17 protein-coding genes are annotated in these 20,017 nt (G+C 63.2%); 4 read left to right on the plus strand and 13 right to left on the minus strand.

Annotated elements, in window-relative coordinates:
* Positions 1-56: 56 nt before the first annotated feature.
* A complete protein-coding gene (locus ABXS05_RS14315) occupies positions 57-851 on the minus strand; it encodes a lytic murein transglycosylase (RefSeq protein ID WP_311941345.1) in 795 nt (264 codons plus the stop codon).
* A 407-nt stretch (positions 852-1,258) separates the two neighbouring features.
* Here ABXS05_RS14315 and ABXS05_RS14320 point away from each other — a divergent pair, with 407 nt between their 5' ends.
* The gene (locus ABXS05_RS14320) at positions 1,259-1,864 is read left to right on the plus strand and encodes an IMPACT family protein (protein ID WP_311941378.1); all 606 of its coding nucleotides are present in this window, start codon (positions 1,259-1,261) and stop codon (positions 1,862-1,864) included.
* Here the strand turns inward: ABXS05_RS14320 and ABXS05_RS14325 are convergent.
* From ABXS05_RS14325 to ABXS05_RS14355, 7 genes are all read right to left on the minus strand, one after another.
* Entirely contained in the window at positions 1,861-2,373 is a 513-nt protein-coding gene (locus ABXS05_RS14325) for a GNAT family acetyltransferase (protein WP_367624365.1), read from the minus strand. The two genes, ABXS05_RS14320 and ABXS05_RS14325, sit on opposite strands and share 4 nt — an antisense overlap.
* A 299-nt stretch (positions 2,374-2,672) precedes the next feature.
* Positions 2,673-4,028 (minus strand): purine-cytosine permease family protein, encoded by a 1,356-nt coding sequence (locus ABXS05_RS14330; RefSeq protein WP_367624366.1) that lies wholly within the window; start codon positions 4,026-4,028, stop codon positions 2,673-2,675.
* A gap of 117 nt (positions 4,029-4,145) precedes the next feature.
* The gene (locus ABXS05_RS14335) at positions 4,146-5,123 is read right to left on the minus strand and encodes a 5-oxoprolinase subunit C family protein (RefSeq protein WP_367624367.1); all 978 of its coding nucleotides are present in this window, start codon (positions 5,121-5,123) and stop codon (positions 4,146-4,148) included.
* A complete protein-coding gene (locus tag ABXS05_RS14340; protein WP_367624368.1) occupies positions 5,113-5,988 on the minus strand; it encodes a 5-oxoprolinase subunit B family protein in 876 nt (291 codons plus the stop codon). Before ABXS05_RS14340 ends, ABXS05_RS14335 begins: the two co-directional genes overlap by 11 nt.
* Positions 5,985-7,376, minus strand: a complete 1,392-nt coding sequence (locus tag ABXS05_RS14345; protein WP_367624369.1) for an acetyl-CoA carboxylase biotin carboxylase subunit — start codon at positions 7,374-7,376, stop codon at positions 5,985-5,987. Before ABXS05_RS14345 ends, ABXS05_RS14340 begins: the two co-directional genes overlap by 4 nt.
* Positions 7,373-7,615 (minus strand): acetyl-CoA carboxylase, encoded by a 243-nt coding sequence (locus ABXS05_RS14350; protein ID WP_367624370.1) that lies wholly within the window; start codon positions 7,613-7,615, stop codon positions 7,373-7,375. The genes ABXS05_RS14345 and ABXS05_RS14350 overlap by 4 nt, the downstream gene beginning before the upstream one ends.
* A gap of 3 nt (positions 7,616-7,618) precedes the next feature.
* Positions 7,619-8,419: a 5-oxoprolinase subunit PxpA gene (locus ABXS05_RS14355; RefSeq protein WP_367624371.1), complete on the minus strand. Its 801-nt coding sequence runs from the start codon at positions 8,417-8,419 to the stop codon at positions 7,619-7,621.
* Between the two features lie 280 nt (positions 8,420-8,699).
* On the opposite strand from ABXS05_RS14355, the gene ABXS05_RS14360 reads away from it, so the two are divergent.
* Positions 8,700-9,605, plus strand: coding sequence for a LysR family transcriptional regulator (locus ABXS05_RS14360; RefSeq protein ID WP_311941323.1), 906 nt, complete (start codon positions 8,700-8,702; stop codon positions 9,603-9,605).
* Between the two features lie 51 nt (positions 9,606-9,656).
* On the opposite strand, the gene capA is transcribed toward ABXS05_RS14360, so the two are convergent.
* Both capA and capB read right to left on the minus strand, forming a co-directional pair.
* Positions 9,657-11,735 (minus strand): caprolactamase subunit alpha, encoded by a 2,079-nt coding sequence (gene capA, locus ABXS05_RS14365; protein ID WP_367624372.1) that lies wholly within the window; start codon positions 11,733-11,735, stop codon positions 9,657-9,659.
* Positions 11,736-11,746: 11 nt separating this feature from the next.
* The gene (gene capB / locus ABXS05_RS14370) at positions 11,747-13,501 is read right to left on the minus strand and encodes a caprolactamase subunit beta (RefSeq protein ID WP_367624373.1); all 1,755 of its coding nucleotides are present in this window, start codon (positions 13,499-13,501) and stop codon (positions 11,747-11,749) included.
* Between the two features lie 363 nt (positions 13,502-13,864).
* On the opposite strand from capB, the gene ABXS05_RS14375 reads away from it, so the two are divergent.
* Both ABXS05_RS14375 and ABXS05_RS14380 read left to right on the plus strand, forming a co-directional pair.
* Complete coding sequence (locus tag ABXS05_RS14375) at positions 13,865-14,857, plus strand: AraC-like ligand-binding domain-containing protein (protein ID WP_367624374.1); 993 nt, start codon at positions 13,865-13,867, stop codon at positions 14,855-14,857.
* Positions 14,858-14,945: 88 nt separating this feature from the next.
* Positions 14,946-15,245 (plus strand): hypothetical protein, encoded by a 300-nt coding sequence (locus ABXS05_RS14380; RefSeq protein WP_311941312.1) that lies wholly within the window; start codon positions 14,946-14,948, stop codon positions 15,243-15,245.
* A gap of 101 nt (positions 15,246-15,346) precedes the next feature.
* Here ABXS05_RS14380 and fhuF read toward each other — a convergent pair whose 3' ends face one another.
* From fhuF to ABXS05_RS14395, 3 genes are read right to left on the minus strand one after another with little or no spacing between them, the layout of a single operon-like run.
* Positions 15,347-16,087, minus strand: coding sequence for a siderophore-iron reductase FhuF (gene fhuF, locus ABXS05_RS14385; protein WP_367624375.1), 741 nt, complete (start codon positions 16,085-16,087; stop codon positions 15,347-15,349).
* Positions 16,084-17,331, minus strand: coding sequence for an MFS transporter (locus ABXS05_RS14390; protein WP_367624376.1), 1,248 nt, complete (start codon positions 17,329-17,331; stop codon positions 16,084-16,086). The genes fhuF and ABXS05_RS14390 overlap by 4 nt, the downstream gene beginning before the upstream one ends.
* A gap of 35 nt (positions 17,332-17,366) precedes the next feature.
* On the minus strand, positions 17,367-19,472 hold the full coding sequence (locus tag ABXS05_RS14395) for a TonB-dependent siderophore receptor (RefSeq protein WP_367624377.1): 2,106 nt from the start codon (positions 19,470-19,472) through the stop codon (positions 17,367-17,369).
* Between the last annotated feature and the right edge of the window lie 545 nt (positions 19,473-20,017).

The following is a 20,017-nucleotide window of genomic DNA, read 5'->3' on the forward strand; positions in this document are numbered from 1 at the left end:
CGATTGCGGCTGGGTGAAAGAGCTCGCGGTTCTCGCACCCACCCCAGCGGGACTTTCTATTGGGCGTCGATGCGCTGGCCGATATGGGCGATAGCCTGCTGATAGACGGAGGCGGCATTCCAGGCCTGGATAGCCCCGAAATTCGGCTCGCCCGGCTGGTAGCCCTGGCCGGCACTCCAGCCATGGGCCTTCAGATAGTTGGCGGTCGAATCGAGGGCACCCGCAGCGGTGTCGAGATTGCCGACGCCATATTGCAGTACGGTCTTGGGCATGAACTGGGTCTGGCCCACTTCGCCATGCATGGAACCGCGGGTCTGCGCCGTGAAGCGGCCGCTGTCGACGAGCTTGAGCGCGGCATAGAGCTGGTCGGTAAAGAATTCGGGGCGGCGGCAGTCATAAGCCAGCGTTGCCACCGAGGAGAGCATGTTCTGGTTGCCCTTGACGGCACCAAAGCCCGACTCCATGCCCCAGATCGCCAGCAGCGGTCCCGGCGGCACGCCGTAACGGCGCTCGATAGTGGCAAACAACGCACCCTGGGATTTCTTGAGCTGGCGTCCGCGCGCAACGATCGTGTTGCCACCGCGCTTGGCAAGGAACTGGTCCAGGGACAGCCGGAAACTCTTCAAGCCGCGATCGGCGTTGATGGTGGCTGTGGCGTAATGGGTGCTCATCAGCGCGGCGATGCCGGCCTGACCGACGCCCTTGGCGCGTGCCTCGGCGGAAAATTCCTGCTTCCATGCTTCATAGCCGGCTGCAGTCTTGCCGCATTGGGCTGCATAGGCTCCGCCTGAAAGCTGGAACAGGCTCAAGACCGCTCCGGCCAGCGCCGCTACATGTATCCTCGTGCTCATCCAAATCCCTTTTTTGAGAACATCCAGGCTGCCGGCGACTACAGCAGTGACGCCCGGTCAAGTCAATCGATGCAGAACGGTGCCCACATCATGCTTTCGATTTTGGGTTTACGAAGCAGGCCAAAGCTTGTGCCTGTTGTCACCGCATGAGCATTGGGCGAGCGCAGTTGCGCCATCGCATGCTTCTGCGGCGAGCGGCCTTGCCGGATCGCATGCCGTCGACATGGTGGGCTCCCCCCGCCATGGTTGAGCGCGGTGATTTGGCGCAAAACGGTCCGCACGGATACGACCTGCCATTTCCTTACATTGGGATCTATCAATAACCAATTGTTCTAACGATATTTTTTATGTTGAGGGATGGCTGTCAGCTTTTCCGGAAAATGCTTTAGATTGCAGCCATGCCGGATTTGTTCAGCCTTCAGAGAATCGAGACCTTCAGACAGGAGGTCAAGAAAAGCCGCTTTCTGGCGACGGCCGCTCCCGTGTCGGGAGAAGAGGCCGCCAAGGCCTTCATCAGGGATCATTCCGACATGGCGGCCAATCACAATTGCTGGGCCTGGCGAGTCGGCCCCCTCTACCGCTTCAACGATGATGGCGAGCCCAGCGGCACCGCCGGCAAGCCGATCCTGCAGGCGATAGATGGCCAGGCCCTGGATGGTGTCGCCGTCGTGGTCACGCGCTGGTTCGGCGGCGTGCTGCTCGGCAGCGGCGGCTTGATCCGGGCCTACGGCGGCACGGCTGCCGCCTGCCTGCGCGCTGCCGAAAAGCTGCCGATCGTCATACGGGTCGAGGCACGCATCTCCTGCGCCTTTACCGACCTGGCGCTGGTACAGGCCCGCTTGTCCGCCCATGAGGCGGTGCAGATCCTGACGCAGGATTATACTGCGACGGGAAGCGAGTTTGTCGCCGCGATCCGCGAACAGGATCTGGTCGATGTTCGGCAGATGGTCGCGGATGTCACGAGCGGTCGCGCAGTCATGTCTATTGCGACGCCAGACGAGCCTCCGGCCTAGCTCGGCTCTGCTTGCCGCTCTCCGGTCTTGCGCTTGCTCTCGGCCTTTTCCTTGCGGGGTTCTGCCGGACTTTCCCGCTCGACGCTGACGGACAGCTTTTGATAGACGCCAAGGCCCACGATCATCGCGGTGCCGCCGAAGAGCAGGAGCGCCGGATAGAGCAATTGCTCCGGGCTTTGCTTGGCTACCTTGAACACCGTTACCAAAGCCTCGAGGAAAACTGCGATCACGATGGCTGACATGAACTTCGTCAAGCTGCGGCAAGCTTCCACAGCATTGCGCATTTCGCGGGCGCGCAGCACCTCCTCTTCGAGGAAATAGCGCGCCACGTCGAAGACCGCGACGCCGACCACCACGAAGCCTATTGAATCGAGCAGCGTGTTGTCGAACTGGCCATCGTAATAGGCGGCATGAAAGACCCGAAATCCGGCTATCGCGACAAGACCGCCCGCCAACATCATCAGGCAGATGCTGGCTACGGTGAACACCACCCGGGACAGGACCTCCATGCGACTCCTGCAAAATCTGACCACTCTACTCCGGCAGCAACCGGAACGCGCCCGAAATCAGCCCCTGCCTCACGAGCCGAGGCGATACGCACGGGCAGGACAAGGGCTCGGCTACCATTTCGTTGGTCAGGGCGGGAAACCGGAAAAACCATCCCTGTTCCCTCTACTGCCAGGTCCGGTTGACGCGTGCGCATCTTGCAATCAAACGCCTGTCGGGGCCGATCGTTCCCAAGCGGTGCAACCGACCACCCGTGCAAGTTCCCGGCTGATCACCCAGCCGGGTCTCGCGATTGTTCGCGTCAATCCGCAACCAGGAACCAGGAGCGGCGGGCGAAGCTAAGACCCACCGTATAGATGCAGAAAGCGGCCACGGCCGTTGCCGGTGCCGACAACTCCGCATAGGCGCCACCGAACAGGTGCAGGCCGATGCCGACGGCCGCGCCGGCAAACCAGGCGGCCAGGCCGAGTGGGTTGAAGGCGGGCACGTGACTGGAGCGATATTCGATCGTATCGCCGGCTAGGCGCCGATAGCGGTCGCTGAGAATGTGGGCCATGGCCACGGCGACCCAGGCCACCACGAAGATGCCCTGATAGGCAAGCGCCTGCAGCAGATAGGCGAAGACATCGGCCAGCATCAGGAGATAGACGATCAGGCCGACGACCACGGCCCAGCCGATGCGCCCGAAGGGCAGCTTGCCGAAGAGCTGGACCAGGGCCTCCATATTGACGGCGGCGAGATAATAATTGGCCGTGTTGATGCGCGTCTGCGTAACCCAGACGAAGAGCAGGCCCCAAACGCCCATCAGCTTGAGCAAAGCGAGCAGGACGGTGACTTCGCTGACGGCGCCGAGATCGGGCACGGTGCCGATCATGAACATGCCGAACAGGCCGCTGACCAGGAACACCATGACATAGAAGGGCATGCCGAAATTGAAGAGGGCGTGGTAGCCGGCGTCTTCCTGCCGCCCGAAACGGGCATAGTCGAAGGTGAACATCATCAGCACCCACACGCCCATGTAATAGACGAAGCATGACCACCAGCCATTCGCCGGCGCCCCGCCGGCCGGGCCGAGATTGAGCCATTTGTCGCTATAGCCATATTCGGCGATGGCCAGACCGACGGCGACCACGAGGCCGAGGATATAGAAGGGCAGCAGCACGCCGTTGAACTTGTCGAGCCAGGTCTGGATGCTGCCGAAGATCAACGGCACCGAATAGAGCACCACAATCAGGGCGGCGATCGCATAGGACACGCCGGGAAAGATGGTGTGGATGCCGACCGCGATGACCGATCCTTCGAACACGGCATAGTAGATGGCGGTTGCGCAGAAGATCAGGGTGGCCAGCCCCGCGCCGACATTGCCGAACAGCACGCGCGAGAACAGGGCGACGGACAGGCCGGTGCGAATGGCAAAGCGGCTGAGCACGGCGTTGATCACGCCATAGGCGATCACCGACATGACCATGCCGATGATGGCGTTGCGGGTGCCGAAGCCCAGCGCCAGGGCCGCGCCGACGACGATATAGAACACGGCGCTGCACACGGCCCACCAGGCCATGGTCAGGGCCATTCTGGGCATGCGGGCATCGGGCGGAACGGCCCGGTTGGAATAGTCGAGCGTATCGGCTTCGGCGGCCGTGACGGTGCCTGCCATGATGGTTCCCCTCTCACTGATTGTGGAGCGATGTCGTGCTTGGATGGTGATGTTTTTGGATGTTCTTGGGTCGGCGGCCTTTTTGGCCGCTTCGACCGGGAGCTGGAGCAAAGGGTTCTAGCTGGAGGCCAGCACGGCCCGGATACAGGCCAGCAGCGTTGCGCGTTCGGCGCGTGCCGCCAGGGCCGTGGCCATGTCGACCTCGACGAATTGCGTCGGCGTGTTGGGCTGCATCTGGCCGATCAGGTCCATGTCGGCCGAGATCACGGTGCCGAGCATGAAATAGCCGCCGCCGGACACGGCGTCGCGATGCAGGATGATCGGCTCGGTGCCGCTCGGCACCTGGATCGAGCCATAGGGATAGCAGCTGTCGACGATGTTGGAGGGATCCGATCCCGCGCCGAAGGGCGGCTCCCGCTCGACGAAGTGCAGTGGACGCCCGCCCCGGAAGCGATAGCCCATGCGGTCGGCTTCCGGCGCGACCTTCCATTGGTCTTCGAAAAAGGCGCGTCCCGACTGCTCCTGGACGCGGTGCCAATAGAGGCCCGGCAGGACGCGAAGCTGCGCCGGTGTGCCCGGCCGGCGGCGCAAGGGCTCGGGCACGCTACGCCCTTCCTTGACCGCGCCCGCTTCGCCGATGGCGAGTTCGTCCCCCTTGGCCAAGGCGCGGCCCTTATAACCGCCGAGAGCACCGATCACGTAGGTAGAACGGCTGCCGAGCGCCAGGGGAACGTCGAAGCCGCCGGCGACGGCGATATAGATGCGTGCGCCCGCCTTGAGGAAGCCGAAGCTGAGCGTCTGGCCGGCCTTGACGCTGAGGGCGGTCCAGGAGGGTTGCTCGACTCCGCCGATCTTGATCGGCATCTCGCCGCCGGTGATGGCGATCGTCGCATCCTTGGTGAATTCGAGTTCGGGGCCGAGGAACACGGCCTCCAGGCAGGCTGCCCCCTCGTCATTGCCGACCAGGAGATTGGCGGCACGCAGGGCCAGCCGGTCCATTGCCCCGCCGACGGGAATGCCGAGATGGAAATAACCCGGCCTGCCAAGGTCCTGGATGGTGGTGGACAGGCCTGGATTGAGGACCTTAACGCCCATGGATCATGCCCTCCAGCCTGGCGTTGTAGCCGTCGATATCCTTCTGGAATTCCCGGAGGTCGAAGGTGACCTCATGCATCTGCGGCGCATAGCGGCCGGAAGCGACGTCGGCCGCGATCGCGTCATGCTCGTCGCGCCCGATCGGCTTGAACTTGACGATGTCGCCCGGCCGGAAGAACACCATGAAGTCGCGCAGATAGCCGGTCTTCTGCTCGGGATCGAAGATCGGCATCGGCGTGATGCCGAACATCTGGTAGCCGCCGGCGCCACGCACCGAATAGATGCAGGAAAAACAGCCGCCATGGCCGACCGTCAGCTTCGGCGTGTCGGTGCGGGGCCTCAGATATTTGGGGACCTGGAGCTGTCTTTGCCGCTCGACCATCTGGTACATGAAGGGCAGCCCCGCCACGAAGCCGACCATCGAGACGAACCAGGGCGAGCCGCTATGGGCGGTGACGAAATCCTCGACCGAGGCGAGATCGTTGATGCGGGCGGCATATTCGAGATCGGTGGCCTGCGGATCCTGGTGGCGCTCGCGAAACCGCATCAGCGTCTCATGCGTCCAGGGATCCTGGTAAAACACGGGGATCTCGATGATGCGTGTGCCGATTATCGGCTCTGACTTCGCAGCCGCGGTCTCGATGGCCTTCACCTCCGCCAGGATGTCGTCCGGCTTGATGCGATCGGGATCGAAGCGGATCTGGAAGGAGGCATTGGCCGGGCAGATCTCGGTGACGCCGGCAATGCCGGCCTCCCTGATGGCGCGGGTCATGGATAGGCTCTTGAAGAAGGCCTCCAGCGACATGCTCTCGTCGCATTCGACGAACAGGTGCTCATCGCCGCCAAAGGAATATCGGCTTTTCATCGGGCGGCCTCCTTCGCCGGTTCGGCTGGCGGCGGCGCAAAACGGTTCTCCAGCCAGCCCTCGAGAAAGCGTGTGTGGAAACGCCCCGCCGCGACGTCGCCGTCGGCGGCCAGGGCCTTGTGCAGGGGAATGGTGGTGGGAATGCCCTCGATCTTCAGGCCGGCCAGTGCCTGCCGAAGCGTGGCCAGGCAGGCCGTGCGGTCCTCGCCATGCACGACGAGCTTGCCCAGCAGGGAGTCGTAGAAGGGCGGCACCGCATAGCCCGCAAAGAGCATGGTGTCGAAACGGATGTCCTCCGTCTCTGGCACCGACAATCCCGAGACCACGCCGGGCCAGGGCATGAAGTTCTTGAACGGATCCTCGGCGTTGATGCGGCATTCGATGGCGTGGCCGGCGACGGCGATGTCCTCCTGGCGGACGGAGAGCGGCTCGCCGCCGGCAATGCGCAGCATCTCCTGGACCAGGTCGAGACCGGTGACCATCTCCGTCACCGGATGCTCGACTTGTATGCGCGTGTTTACTTCGATGAAATAGAAGTCCTGGCTGGCTTCGTCATAGAGATATTCCACCGTGCCGGCGCCGCTATAGCCGACCGAGCGGGCGAGGGCGACTGCACTCCGGCACAGGCGTTCGCGCACCTCCGGCGACAGGCCGACGGCGGGTGCTTCCTCCCATACTTTCTGGCGCCGGCGCTGCAGCGAGCATTCGCGCTCGTAGCAATGCACGAAGTTCCGGCCGTCGCCGAGGATCTGCACCTCGACATGGCGCGCCTTTTCGATGGCCTTCTCGATATAGAGACCGCCATCGCCGAAGGCAGCGGCCGCCTCGGCGGAAGCCTGGGGGAACTGCCGGCGGAACTCGTCCATGTCCGCGGCGACGCGAATGCCGCGTCCGCCGCCCCCGGCCGCGGCCTTGATCATCACCGGAAAGCCGATGCGCGCGACGATCGCTTCGGCCGCTTCCAGATCGGCGACGCGCCCGCCACTGCCCGGCACGGTGGGCACGCCCGCCTTCTCGGCTTCGGTCCGCGCCGCGACCTTGTCGCCGAGCAGGCGGATCGCGGAGCCGGCGGGGCCGACGAATTTCATGCCCGCCGCCACCACGGCATCGGCGAAATCGGCGTTCTCGGCCAGGAAGCCATAGCCCGGATGCACGGCATCGACTTTGGCCGCCCTGGCGGCAGCAAGCACGGCCTCGATGTCGAGATAGGATTTCTTGGCGGCCGGGGGGCCTATATCGATGGCCTCGTCGGCAAGCCGAACGGCGAGGGAGTCCTTGTCCGCGGCGCTGTAGACCTGCACGGTGCGCAGCCCCAGCGCCTTGGCCGCGCGATTGATGCGTACGGCGATTTCGCCGCGATTGGCGATAAGGACGGAACGGATGTTCATGCCTCCACCTCGGCGAGAACCTGCCCGGCCATCACGGCATCGCCATCGTCGACCAGGAAGCGGATATTGCTGCCGCCGATACCCGCATTGACCTCGTGGAAGGATTTCATCACCTCGATCAGGCCGATGACATCGGAGGCCACGACGGACTCCCCGTCCTCCTTGAAGAACGGGCTGTCAGGGGAGGGGCGTCTGTAGAAGACACCGGGCAAGGGTGACATGATCTGCGAAATTGCCATTCTTCATCCCCTCGTGATGGCTCTGGGCAGGTGGGCGAGTTCGCTCGCCGGCATGATCTTGATGCCATCGGCGACCAGGGCCGCGCGCATGGCGCGGGCGATGGCAAGGCTGCCGGGCGTATCGGAGTGAAAGCAGATGGAATCGAAGGCGATGTCGATGTCGTCGCCCTCGACGGTCCGTACCCGCTGTTCCCGGCAGGCCCGCACCACCTTGTCGGCGATCGCAGCCGGATCGAGCTTGCCGGTGCGGCGGGTGAATACGATGGAGCCCGAACGGCCATAGTCGCGGTCGGCATAGAATTCGCGGATCACCGGCTGGCCGGCCTCGACGGCGACGCGATGGGTCAGCGAGACATCCATGCAATAGATGAAAGCGTTGGGAGCGGTGGCCTGCATTGCATGGACGAAGGAGCGCGACAGTTCCTCATTGACAGCCAGCTCCATATAGAGCGCGCCATGCGGCTTCACATGTTGCAGGCTGGCGCCGTGGCGGCGGGCGAATTCCCGCAACGCTCCGGTCTGGTAGACGATGTCGTTGACGATCTCTTCGGGCGCTCCCTCGATGCGGCGGCGGCCGAAGCCCTGGAGATCGCGATAGCCGGGATGGGCGCCGATGCCGACGCCGTGCTGGGCCGCCAGCCGCACGGTGGCGTCCATCAGCGAGGGGTCCCCGGCATGAAAGCCGGTGGCGATGTTGGCGGAACTGATGAGTTCCATCAAGGCGGCGTCATCCGCCTCCGCCAGGCGCCATTGGCCGAAGCCTTCGCCCATGTCGCAATTGATGTCGACTGCAGCCAGCGCCAAGCCAGCCTCCCTCTGTAATTAGTCCTGCGCCGGCATCGCCGCCGGTCTTGCTCTGACGTTACGGCGAGACGGGTAGATTGAAAAATTATATAATCAGATGATTGATATCTGATTTTCAGAAGTTGAGAATTTCCTGACTTCGTTTGGATTCCATCGGCATATGGCCATTTTGACATGGATGGGCGGGTACCAAGGAGACGCGATCGAGTAGCAATCGTATGTCTATCGATTTTTCAAATACTGATGTAGATATCGATCTGAAACGCGAAGGGAGTCGCTCATGCCGGTCAGTCTGCGCCAGATCCGCTATTTCGTGGCGACGGCCGAGCATGGCCAGGTGTCCCAGGCTGCGGGCGAGCTCGGCATCTCGCAATCGGCCATCACCACCGCCATCAAGGAGCTGGAACAGATCGTCGGCGTCGAGCTGTTCACCCGCTCCACCCAGGGCATGGACATGACGCCTGCGGGCCGCCAGTTCCTGTTCCATGCCTATGAGATCCTGAACAAGGTCGAGGAGGCCACCAGCCTGCTCCTGCCCGCCAACGATTTCGCCGGCCGGCTGACGGTTGCGGCGACCTATACGGTCATCGGCTATTTCCTGCCCAACCATCTCGGCCGCCTGCGCCGTGCCTGGCCCAATCTCGACATCCAGCTCTTCGAGCTCAACCGCGAGGCGATCGAAGACGGGTTGCTGGCCAATCGCTACGACATGGCTGTGCTGCTGACTTCCAACGTCATCAATCCCGATCTGACCACCGAGACGCTGATGAGCTCGCGCCGGCGGCTTTGGGTGCCGGCCCGTCATCGGCTGCTGGCGCAAAGCACCGTCAGCCTCAAGGAGATCGCCGAGGAGCCCTATATCATGCTGACCGTGGATGAAGCCGCCCACACGGCATTGCGCTATTGGAGCCTGTCCTCCTTCCGGCCGAACGTGACGCTGCGAACCTCCTCGGTCGAGGCTGTGCGCTCGCTGGTGGCGGACGGGCAGGGAGTGGCGATCCTGTCGGACATGGTGCTCAGGCCCTGGTCGCTGGAGGGCAAGCGCATCGAGACGATCGTGCCGACCGAGCCGATCCCCTCGATGGATGTCGGCCTGGCCTGGCGGCGGGACGCGGCGTTCACCCCCGCCATGGAGGCCTTCCGCTCCTATTTCCGCCAGGCCTTCTTCCTGCCGCCCAATCGCTAGCGGAGACAGGGCCGCAAACGGAAGGAGCGCAGGAAGAGGGGGCATCGCCGGTCAATCCTTGCAGGTCAGCAGATAGCTGCCGCTTTCGTGTAAGGCTGCAGTCCAGCCGGGCTCGATGACGATGGTGGTGGTGACCTCTTCGATGATGGCCGGCCCGGCAACGGAGACCCCCACGCCCAGCTTCGAGCCGTCATAGACAGGTGTCGACGTTACCTCGCCTGAGGCCTGGAAGATTGCGGGCCGCTTGCCCTTGAGCGCGAGTTCCAGACTGCCGGTTCCCTCCAGCCTGGGAGGTCTCGGTTTCTCGATCAGCCCGTACAAGGTGGATTCGATATTCACCACCTCGACCGGGTTGTGCCGCTCGCTATAGGTGTAGAGTTCCTCGTGGCGGGCGTGGAAGGCATCCTTGACCTTGTCGATCGTGGTTTCGTCGATCCTGAAATTGTCGATGTCGACGGTGCACTCATGCACCTGGCCGACATAGCGCATTTCCAGGCTGCGCTTGATGGCGATGCGGTCGGCAGCAAAGCCGTCCACCTCCAGGTGGCGGACGCCCTGTGCCTCGATCTCACCGAAGAGCGTGTCGATCTTTTCGCAGGCGCCTTCATTATCCAAGCGCAGTGGAGCCGTGGCCATATAATTGTATTTGACGTCCGAGATGATCTGCCCGAAGGCGCACAGGCCCGAGGCAAGCTTGGGCAGGATGATGGTGTCGATGCCCATCTCGCGCGCCAGAGCGGTGATGTGGGCGGCGGTGGCGCCGCCGGCCCCGACCAAAACGAAGTCGCGCGGATCGTAGCCGCGCTCGACCGACACGCGCCGGATGCCGTTGACCATGCCGCTGTTTACGATCGTAAACATGCCATAGGCGGCCTGTTCGATACTGATGCCGAGCGGCTCCGCGACCCTGGCGACGGCTTCGCGGGCCTTGGCAACGTCGAGCGGCAGCTTGCCGCCGAGCAGGCCCTCGGGATTGAGATAGCCGAGCACGAGATTGGCATCGGAGGTCGTTGGATCGGCTCCGCCGCGCCCGTAGCAGGCCGGGCCGGGTTCCGAGCTTGCCGATTGCGGACCGACCTGCAGCAGACCCAGGCTGTCGATCCAGCCGATCGAACCACCGCCAGCGCCGAGCGTCTCGACCTGGATCATGGGAACGCCGACCCGGTAGCGCAGGAAGTCGATGTTCTTGTTGAGGTTGGTCTGGCCGTTGCGGGTGAGCGTGATGTCGAAGGAGGTGCCGCCCATGTCGACGGTGATGACATTCTCCTTGCCGAAGGGCGCGCCGACATAGAGGCCGGCCTGCGGGGCGGAGGCCGGGCCTGAATTGATGGCGTAGACGGAGCGGTCGGTCATCACCTGCCCGACGGCGAGACCACCATTGGACTGGAAATAGCGTACGGGCTGCCTGGCGCCGAGATCGCGGAAATAGCGATCGACCGCCGTCACGTAGCGCCGCATCACCGGGGCCAGATAGGCATTGGTCACCGCGGTGGAGGTGCGGGTATATTCGCGGATCTGCGGATAGAGTTCGCTGCCGACGGTGAGGATCGCCTCGGGCATCATCTCCCGCACGATCTCGGCGGCGCGGCGCTCATGCCCGGGATTGAGCACGGACCAGACGAAGGAGATCGCTACCGTCTCCACCTTCTCCGCGAGGAACAGGCGGCAGGCCTGGCGCACATCCTCTTCCTGCATCGGGGTGCGCACCGAACCGTCCGAGAGGACACGTTCGCGCACGCCACGCCTGAGATAGCGCGGCACCAGCATGGTAGCCGCCGGATATTCCGGATCGTAGCGAAAGCCGTCTTCCTTGTGGCCGTTGCGGATCTCGATGGAATCCTCGTGGCCCGCCGTGCAGATCAGCCCGGTCTTGCCGCCCCGGTGGGTGATCAGGGCATTGAGGCCGACGGTGGTGCCGTTGATGCACAGGTCGCAGTCGGACACGATGGCAGAAGGCGTCGTGCCCAGGTTCTCGGCGATCTGCCTGAGGCCATTCTCGATCGCCCTGGTCGGGTCGGAAGGCGTGGAAAGGGCCTTGAACAGTTTGACGTCGCCGCTGGCGCGATTGGCGATGACGAAATCGGTGAAGGTGCCGCCGGCGTCGATGCCGAGACGAAAAGCATGTTCCATGATCGTGTCTTTCAGGCCGCGCGGAGCCGGCGGGTTTCGGCGAGGTCGACTTCCAGCGTCTCGGCATCCTTGATGGCCACGCCGTAGTCGGCGCGGGCGCCCTCGAGGGAGACGAGGCCGTTGCGCACGTCCCAGACCACGTTGTCGACAGGGCGTTCGAACGGGTTGCCATAGCCGCCGCCGCCGGGATTGAGATTGGTGATGGTCTGGCCGGGCTTGATGGTCTCGATGATGTTCTTGCGCTCGACCGTGACCTCACCGCCGCGCCGCAGCTCGACGCGGCCGACCTTCTTGTCGACGAGGGCGGATTTGGCCCCGGCCGCGCCCATGGCCGGAATGCGCCGTCCCTCGCCGAAGCCGATGCACAGCATGTCGCCGGTCAGGGGCTCGACCTCCCAGGCCGTACCCGAGCCGCCGCGGAACTTGCCGGCGCCGCCTGAATCGGTCATCAGCGCATAACGATGGATGATGATGGGATAGGAATATTCCAGAAGCTCGACGTCGCCTGAGGTGAGGGCGCCGAAGCAGCATTCCGGGCCGACGGCGTGCCAGCCGTCCTGTTGGGGCGTGGCGCCGCCGCCCGAAATGATGGTGGCGAGCACCATGGTCACGAATTCCTCGCCGGTGCGGCCATCCTTGCCGGCGATGTTGAGCCCGTTGGCATGGCCCCAGGAGGCCGCGACCTTGGAGGGCATCGCCTTCTCGAAGGCGAGGCGCACCGCATCGGTCAGCGTTTCCATCGGCGTGGTGGTGCAGTTCATGTGAGGGGCAGGTTCCTGTGCGTTGCACAGCGTGCCCTTCGGCCCGAAATCGACGCTCACGCAGCGATAGAGCCCCTCATTGTAGGGCGGGGGCAAGGCGGCGAACATCATCAGGCCGAGATAGACGCCCGAATGCGAATTTCCCTCGTAGGAATTGATGAAATAAGGCACCTGCGGCGGGCTGGAGATGGCGATGTGGCAGGCATCGCCTGTGATGGTGACCTTGGCGCCGATCTCGAAGTCGCCGAAACCGTGCCCGGCATCCTCCAGGATGGCCTTGCCCTCATAGGTGCCGTCGGGAACGCTCGCGATCAGCGAGCGCATATGCCGGTCGGCCATGTCGAGCAGTGTGTCGATGCAGGCATCGACGGTCGGCTTGCCATATTTGTCGAGCAGGGCGGTCAGGCGCCGCTCGCCGACCTGGCAGGCGCCGATCAGGGCGCGGAAATCCCCTTCCTGGTCGCGCCGTGCCCGCATGTTGGAGAAGATCAGGTTGAGTACGTCCTCGCGCGGCTTGCCGCGATCCCAGATCTTCACCGGCGGAATGCGCAGGCATTCGGCATAGATCTCGGTGGCGTTGGGGTTGTAGCCGGCCGGAACGGGGCCACCGATATCGGTGAGGTGGCCCTTGCACACGGTCCAGTAGACCAGTTCGCCCCGATAGAACACCGGCTTGTACATGCAGGTGTCGATGGCGTGGCTGCCACCGAAGGCGGGATCGTTGTGCAGGAAGAGATCGCCCTCATGGATGTCGTCGCCGAAGAATTTGGCGACGGCCTTCATGGCCGGGATCAGGGAGCCGAGGTGGATGGGAATGTCCTGGCCCTGCAGGATCATCTCCGGGCGGGCGTTGAAGAGGGCGGTCGAATAATCGTGCGCCAGGTTGAAGACGGAAGAGCGCGCCGTCTTTTCCAGTGCCAGCGTCATCTCCCGTTGAGTGGTCTCCAGAACACCGCGCACCACCGACAGCGTGATGGGATCAACTTTTACTCGCTCTGTGGACATCCATCCTCCCCTGAGCAAAGCGCGTTCAGGCGTGAACGCTTGTTTGCTCTCACTCTTTGGTTCCAAGCCAATCCCGCGGATTGGCTGAAGCGTCTTTGCGGTTCTTGGCGATGCCGCCAAAATCGCGAAACGCTCCGGCCAGCCGCCGACAAGGCGTGAGAAGAGTTCCTTCTCCGCATGATCCCCTGCAGCGGCGTCTGCGCACCGTCGTCACCATCAGCCAATCAGGTTTGGCGGCGGCCGTCTTTGCAGGGAGAGAGCAATGGTTTGACGCTGAGTGCACAATCGGCCGGACGGCGGGGCCGGGCGATTGCCAACCTCGCCTCTCGCGCCTAGTCTCGGCAGCCGTTCCGCGGAGCCGTCATGAAGACTTCCGTCACCACGAGCGCGACCCGTACCATGGACCGGAGCCGGCACTGGCACCAGGCCATCGCCGGAGCCTATTTTCCGCTCGATCTGACGTTCCGCCATCCCGATCATTTCTTCGGCGATCTCACCATCTGGCAGTTCGGCGACGTGTCGATCTCCCGGCTGTCTTCGGACGGACTGCAATATCTGCGCCTGCCGCATCATTTCCGCAGTGCCCGCAAGGAAGAGTTCCTGGTGACCGTGCCGACCCGCTCCCAGGTCAATTTTTCCCAATGCGGCAGCGAGGTGCGCTGTTCGCCCGGTGGCTTCTTCCTTGAGCGCAGTCACGAGCCCTATGAATTCAGCCATGCCGACCCGGCCGATCTCTGGGTGCTGAAGGTAGCGTCCCAACCATTGTCGGAGCGCATCCGCAGTCCAGACAGGCTGTGCTCGCTGCAATTCGACGCAGCCAATGGCGCCGGCGGCCTGTTCGCCGACATGCTGCATCTCCTGCCTCAGCGTTTCGAGGCGCTGGATGAGGAGGCGCGTAATGCCGTGGGGCGCCAGCTCATCGATCTCCTGGTGCTGGCCGTCAAGGCGGATGAGCGCATCCTGACATCGGGCAGTTCGACGGTGCGCGAGGCCCATCTCGCTCGGATAGAGGCCTATATCCGCGCCCACCTCAATGACTGGCGCCTCGATCCCGAAATGGTCGCACGGGCCTGCGGGGTTTCCATCCGTTATCTGCATGATCTGTTCCGCGACACCGACCAGACGGTGGCGGGCTGGATCCGGGATCAAAGGCTGGCGGCCTGCCGCGCCGCGCTCGAAAATCCCGCTAATGGTCAGACCGCTGCCGAGATCGCCTATCAATGGGGTTTCACCGACCAGGCCCAGTTTTCGCGGAGCTTCAGGGCGCGTTTCGGCCTGCCGCCCGGTGAATATCGCCGGTTGAACCGCCACATTGGCACGTCAGAGGTGCCGCCGGACATGTCCGGCACCGCTTAGCCGGAACACGCCATCCGATTTCTGCCCCCTTGCTGGTTTATAAGCGTGACTCCGCCTGTTCTTCCGATGTTGAACACAGGAGGCCGCCGTGCCGATCAACCGGATTTTGGCGGATGGCCTGGTTTTCGTTTTCCTGGCGTCCGCGACCGCCTTGCTCCTCGATCAACCGAGCGATGCAGAGGCAACTGCCGCCATGCGGGCAATACCCGCGCTGGCCGCCAAGCAGCAACAGACTGCCCATATCAACACTTGTGTGCCGGCCGTCGGTCGTCCGGGCGTCACCTGCACAGCCATGGTGAAGGACGTGCCCCAGGCGCAGGCGAACCAGATCCGTATCTATTTTGCCCGTGGCCCGGACAGCGCCTGGGTCGCCGAGATCATGCACTGAAGCTGGGATAACGCGCGCCTGGGCGTTTGCTCCAGGGCAATAGTCTTATCTGCGATTGCGATGATGCACGCCCAATGTCTCACCAAATCACGACTATAGTGCTAAGCGGAAGCGCTTTTTTGCTGCCGGCTTGTTGGCGGCAGCGGACACAGGCTGCCGCAATCCTCCACGCCGGGGAGTAGATAGCGCAGGCAGCAGACTTTCCGTCGACGCACAGGCTGCCCCTGTTCCAGGGGATAGCATATCGCTCCGCAGATCGGATTGGGCCGGCCGTCGCCGCCGCAGCGCTGCCGCAGCAAGACGCGGCCTTCCTCCAGGGCGGCGGGGCAGGGAGCCCCCACCTCCAGCGCCTGCTGCAACGTCCACTCGAAAATGGCAGCGGCATTGGTCCACAGCAGGCGCTTGGACACGCCGAATTGTCCGGCGAAACTGTGGATCAGCGGTTCGACATGTCCCTCGAACAAGCGCGAAAAGCGTTCTGTAGCATTGCCGGGATGCGGCTTGCCGTCATCGGGAATAACCAGCGCCGCCGTACGCCCGCTTTCGTGCGGAACGATGCCGATCGCATCGAGATCCACGGGCAGTTCCCGGTCGAGCAGCAGGATTGCAGCCGTCGCTGGGATGACTAGCGCTCCGAAATGCCATTGCGTCCACATCGAGACGAGGGCGTTGCGGTCGCCACCTGGATAGGTGCCGGCAAATCGCGACATCAGTTCTTCCGCCACGCCCTTTTCGAGCAGTCGACGACCGGCAATGGCGCCGCCATGTGTGCCCGGGAGCGCCAAGGTCTCCTTGTACCAGTGGAGATTTCCGGCAAAGCAGGGCGCGAGGGATGCGATCATTGGCCGGATGGAACTCCGGCCAGCGCCTCCCGCTGGCCCTTTCGGATATCGGACCGTGCAGCGACGCGATGGCTGAGCATCGCGGCGATCGGTGCGGCGGCCAAAGCGAGCAACGCCGCCAGGCCGAAATAGAGCCCATAGCCCGAATGCTGGGCAATCCAGCCCGATCCCATGCCGCCGGCCATGCTGACCAATGCGTCCATGCATTGTAGCAGCGTGAAGTCGATCCCGGCCTGACGTGGATCCGAGACCGCCATGAACTGGGCATAGAGCGCGACGAAGCCCAGTGCCATAATGCCGGACGAACTCGCCAGGGCGAGGACGAGCAGGAGGGGCTGGCCGACATCACCTTTCCAGGCGGCGTAGGCCAGGCCCGACAGTGCCAGGGCCTGCAGGACGAGAGCCAGCGCCAAGACGACCCGCGCACTCCACATCCGCACGAGGGCACCACCGATCAGGGCGCAGACGAAGCCGACGGCCATGCCGCCAATGCCATTGACGATGCCGAGCGAGGTGAGGTCGAGGCCACTATCGATCAGGAAGGGACCCTGCATGCTGACACCCCATTTCTGGGCGATCACATTGACCGCTGCCAATGCCAGGCCCAGATGCATGTCCTTGCGCCGCAGCGCCTGGCGCAAGGAAGGCCGATGGTCCCGCCCGGGCGAGGGCGGCGCCGGAGAGATCACGAAGAGTAGGCCGAGCACGATCAGCAGGGCCGCCATGGCAAAGCAGGCGACACCCCAGCCACATTGGGCGACCAGCACCAGGAAGAGCCCCGACCCGATCGCCGACCCAAGATAGGCGCCTCCGACTTGCGCCGCATTGCCCCAGCCATGATGGCGCTCGGACAGGGTTTCCACCGCATGTCCGTCGCAGGCGATGTCGCTGGTCGAGGTGGCGAAGGCGATCAGCAGCAGCACGGCGAGCAGGGGCATGAAGCCGGTCGGCCCGATCAGCCCTGACAGGATGAGGCCGACGGCCGATATCAGGCCCCCGACCAGCACGATCGAGCGGGAGCGGCTATGCCCCGTGGGCGGCAACCGATAGCGCTCCACCGCCGGGGCCCAGAGGAACTTGAAGGCCCAGGGCAGCACGGCCAGATAGAGCAGGCCGATCTGGTCGAGCGGCAGGTTGCGCTCGCGCAGCACGCTCGGCAGGGCGATGAAGGTCAGCCCGCCAATGATGCTCTGGCCGACATAGAGGCCGCCGACACCGAGCACGACCGCAAGCGGGGAAGACAATGCGCGCCTTGCCGACCTGCCCGGCTTGATGTCGTTCACCAGCGATAGCGCAGGCTGGCGATGACCTTGCGTCCCTCATCGAAATAGCAATAACCGACCGTGCAGACCTGCTTGACCTCGTTGAGCAGATTGGTGGCGCTGACCTGCACGCGCATGCCCGTCAGCTTGGGATTGATGTTCTCGAGATCGTAGCGGATCGAGGCATCGACGAAGGTGCGCGGCTTGTTTTCAAATATCGCGCGGTTGAGGTTGTCGCCCAGGCTCGAGCCGACATAGCGTACGCCGCCGCCAATGCCGAGACCGGTGGCAGGCCCCTCCTGGAAGGCATAGTCGAGCCAGAGCGAGGCCATGTGATAGGGCACACTCGAGAGCCGGTTCCCCTCCGTATCGGGCGTGAGCTTGAGGATGCGGGCATCGTTGTAGGAATACGAAGCCTGGACGCTCAGCCCGTTGGTCAGCGAGGCCACACCCTCGATCTCGACGCCGCGCGAGCGCACGTCGAGCTGGACCTGCTTGTTGAGACCATCGACGACCTCATAGACCACGGCGTTGTTCTGGCGCATGTCGAAAACGGCGGCACGCAGCGAGGCGTTCATGTTGGGAATATCGTATTTGACGCCGATTTCCGTCTGTTCGCCAGTGGTGGGCGTGGCCACGCTGCCATTGAGCACCGTCCCCGGATTGGGCGTAAAGGAGGTGCCATAGGCAACATAGGGGGCGAGGCCGAAATCGGTGACATAGCTCAAGGCCGCCCGGCCGGTGAACTTGGTGTCGCGGCTCTTGCTTTGCGTCATGCCGCTGCCGACCGTGCCCGTGCTGAAGCGACTGTAAAGCCAGTCATGCCGGCCACCGAGGGTCAGGCGCCAGTTCTGCCATTTGACCTGGTCCTGGATGTAGATGCCGGTCATCGCCAGTGTCTGCTTGGACTGGGTGGTGAGCGGCGGGTCGACCCCGAGCGGCACCCCGCCATATCCTTCCCCTGAGCGGTAGTGCAGGTAGCTGGTATCCAGGCCCGTCAGCAGCGTGTGTTCGACCGGGCCGGTGGCAAAGTGGCTTTCCAGGCTGGTATCGCTGGCGAAGCCGGCGGTGCTCTCGCGTGTCAGGCCGGGACCAAAATAGTAGTATTCCTGGTTGGTGCCGAGCTGCGAATAGCGGGCATTCTGGCGCAGGATCAGCGCGTCGCTGAATTTGTGCTCGAACTCGTAGCCGACGCGCCCCTGCTGCTGGCGAAAGTCGTTGTAGCGCCGGTCGCCCACGAACTGCTTGGTGGCACCGGTCGACTTGTCGGTGACATTGCCCTGGCCGTCGACATAGGGCGCATAGGTGTTGAGATAGGCCTGGGTGCCGCCGACGGTGGAATCCATGTATTCGCCGAGCACCGTGAGCTTGGTCTTGTCGTTCGGCTTCCAGGTGATAGCCGGCGCGATGAAGATCCGGTCGTCCCGGCCGGCGCTGATTTCGGCGCTCGCATTGCGAATGACGCCAGTCAGCCGATAGAACACGGTGTTCTCGGCATCGAGAGGCCCGGACAGGTCGAAATTGCCCTGGAGCCGGCCGAAGGACCCTGTCTGCAATTCGATCTCGCGGAACGGCGTCTCGGTTGGGCGCTTGGAGATGATGTCGACGATACCGCCCGTGCTGCTGGCGCCGTAGATGGAGGCGGCGGGGCCGCGCAGGATGGAGATTGCCTCCACCCCGTAAGGTTCGAGCCGGAACAGACCATTCGGGCTGTTGAGTTGCCTGAGCCCGTCGCGGAACACGCCGGTGTTGGTCATGTCGATGCCGCGGATCATGAACCCGTCATAGCGGGAGTCGAAGCCGTACATGCCCACAACGGCGCCAGGGGTGTAGGCGATCGCCTCGAGCAGATTTTGCGGCTTGCGCTCCTCGAGCTGGGGTTGCGTCACGGTGGAGACGGACTGCGGTACCTCCAGCAGGGGGGTATCGGTTTTGGTGGCACTCCGGCCGGACGTCGCGACATAGCCGGTGGTGTTGATCACGCCCGGTATTCCGCCGCGGCCCTTGCCCTCGACCACCACCGGATCGAGCTCGATCGGTGCAGCGCCGTTGGATTGTGCGTGGACGGCACCGGGCGCCAGGACAAGTGACACGGATGCCAGGAGGAGGGATTTGAGATTCACGGGCCCCAAGCTTTCTTTAGAAAAAGTCGGCCCGCCTAACAATATCTGTTAACTCAAGTCAACGAGCGCATATTTTAATTATTCTAATTTTAAATTCATCGATATGAGTTTCAAAAATATTCAAATTTTAATTCTGATTATTACTATATTACACTGAAGAAATAAAACCAAAATAATCTTTAAATTTGAAATAGCGAAGAAACGTATATTATATATGCAATTTTATCTCATTTATCAGAGGACGGCACTAACGGGGTAAGGGCAGGGGGGATGTTCCCGCTATCAGGAGTTACGGCTGGCATCGCCGCACACGGATCTGACGAGGAGGGCATCGGGACAATGGGTCCTCGAGCCAGGTCGACGGCACTGGAAGCCTTCGATGTGCCCAGCCATCACACGGACCCCTGAACGAAGCCTCGCCGGAACGTGTCGCATCCGTCAGGCATGCATGGGGCGCCTTCCTTCGCAAAAGCATGTTTTGGAAGTAAGTCGTTCATTATGAAGCGATTAATGTTTTTCCGGCATATCTTGCCACATGTACGCAT

It is taken from the genome of Labrys neptuniae (assembly GCF_040797145.1).
GTDB classification, from domain to species: domain Bacteria; phylum Pseudomonadota; class Alphaproteobacteria; order Rhizobiales; family Labraceae; genus Labrys; species Labrys neptuniae.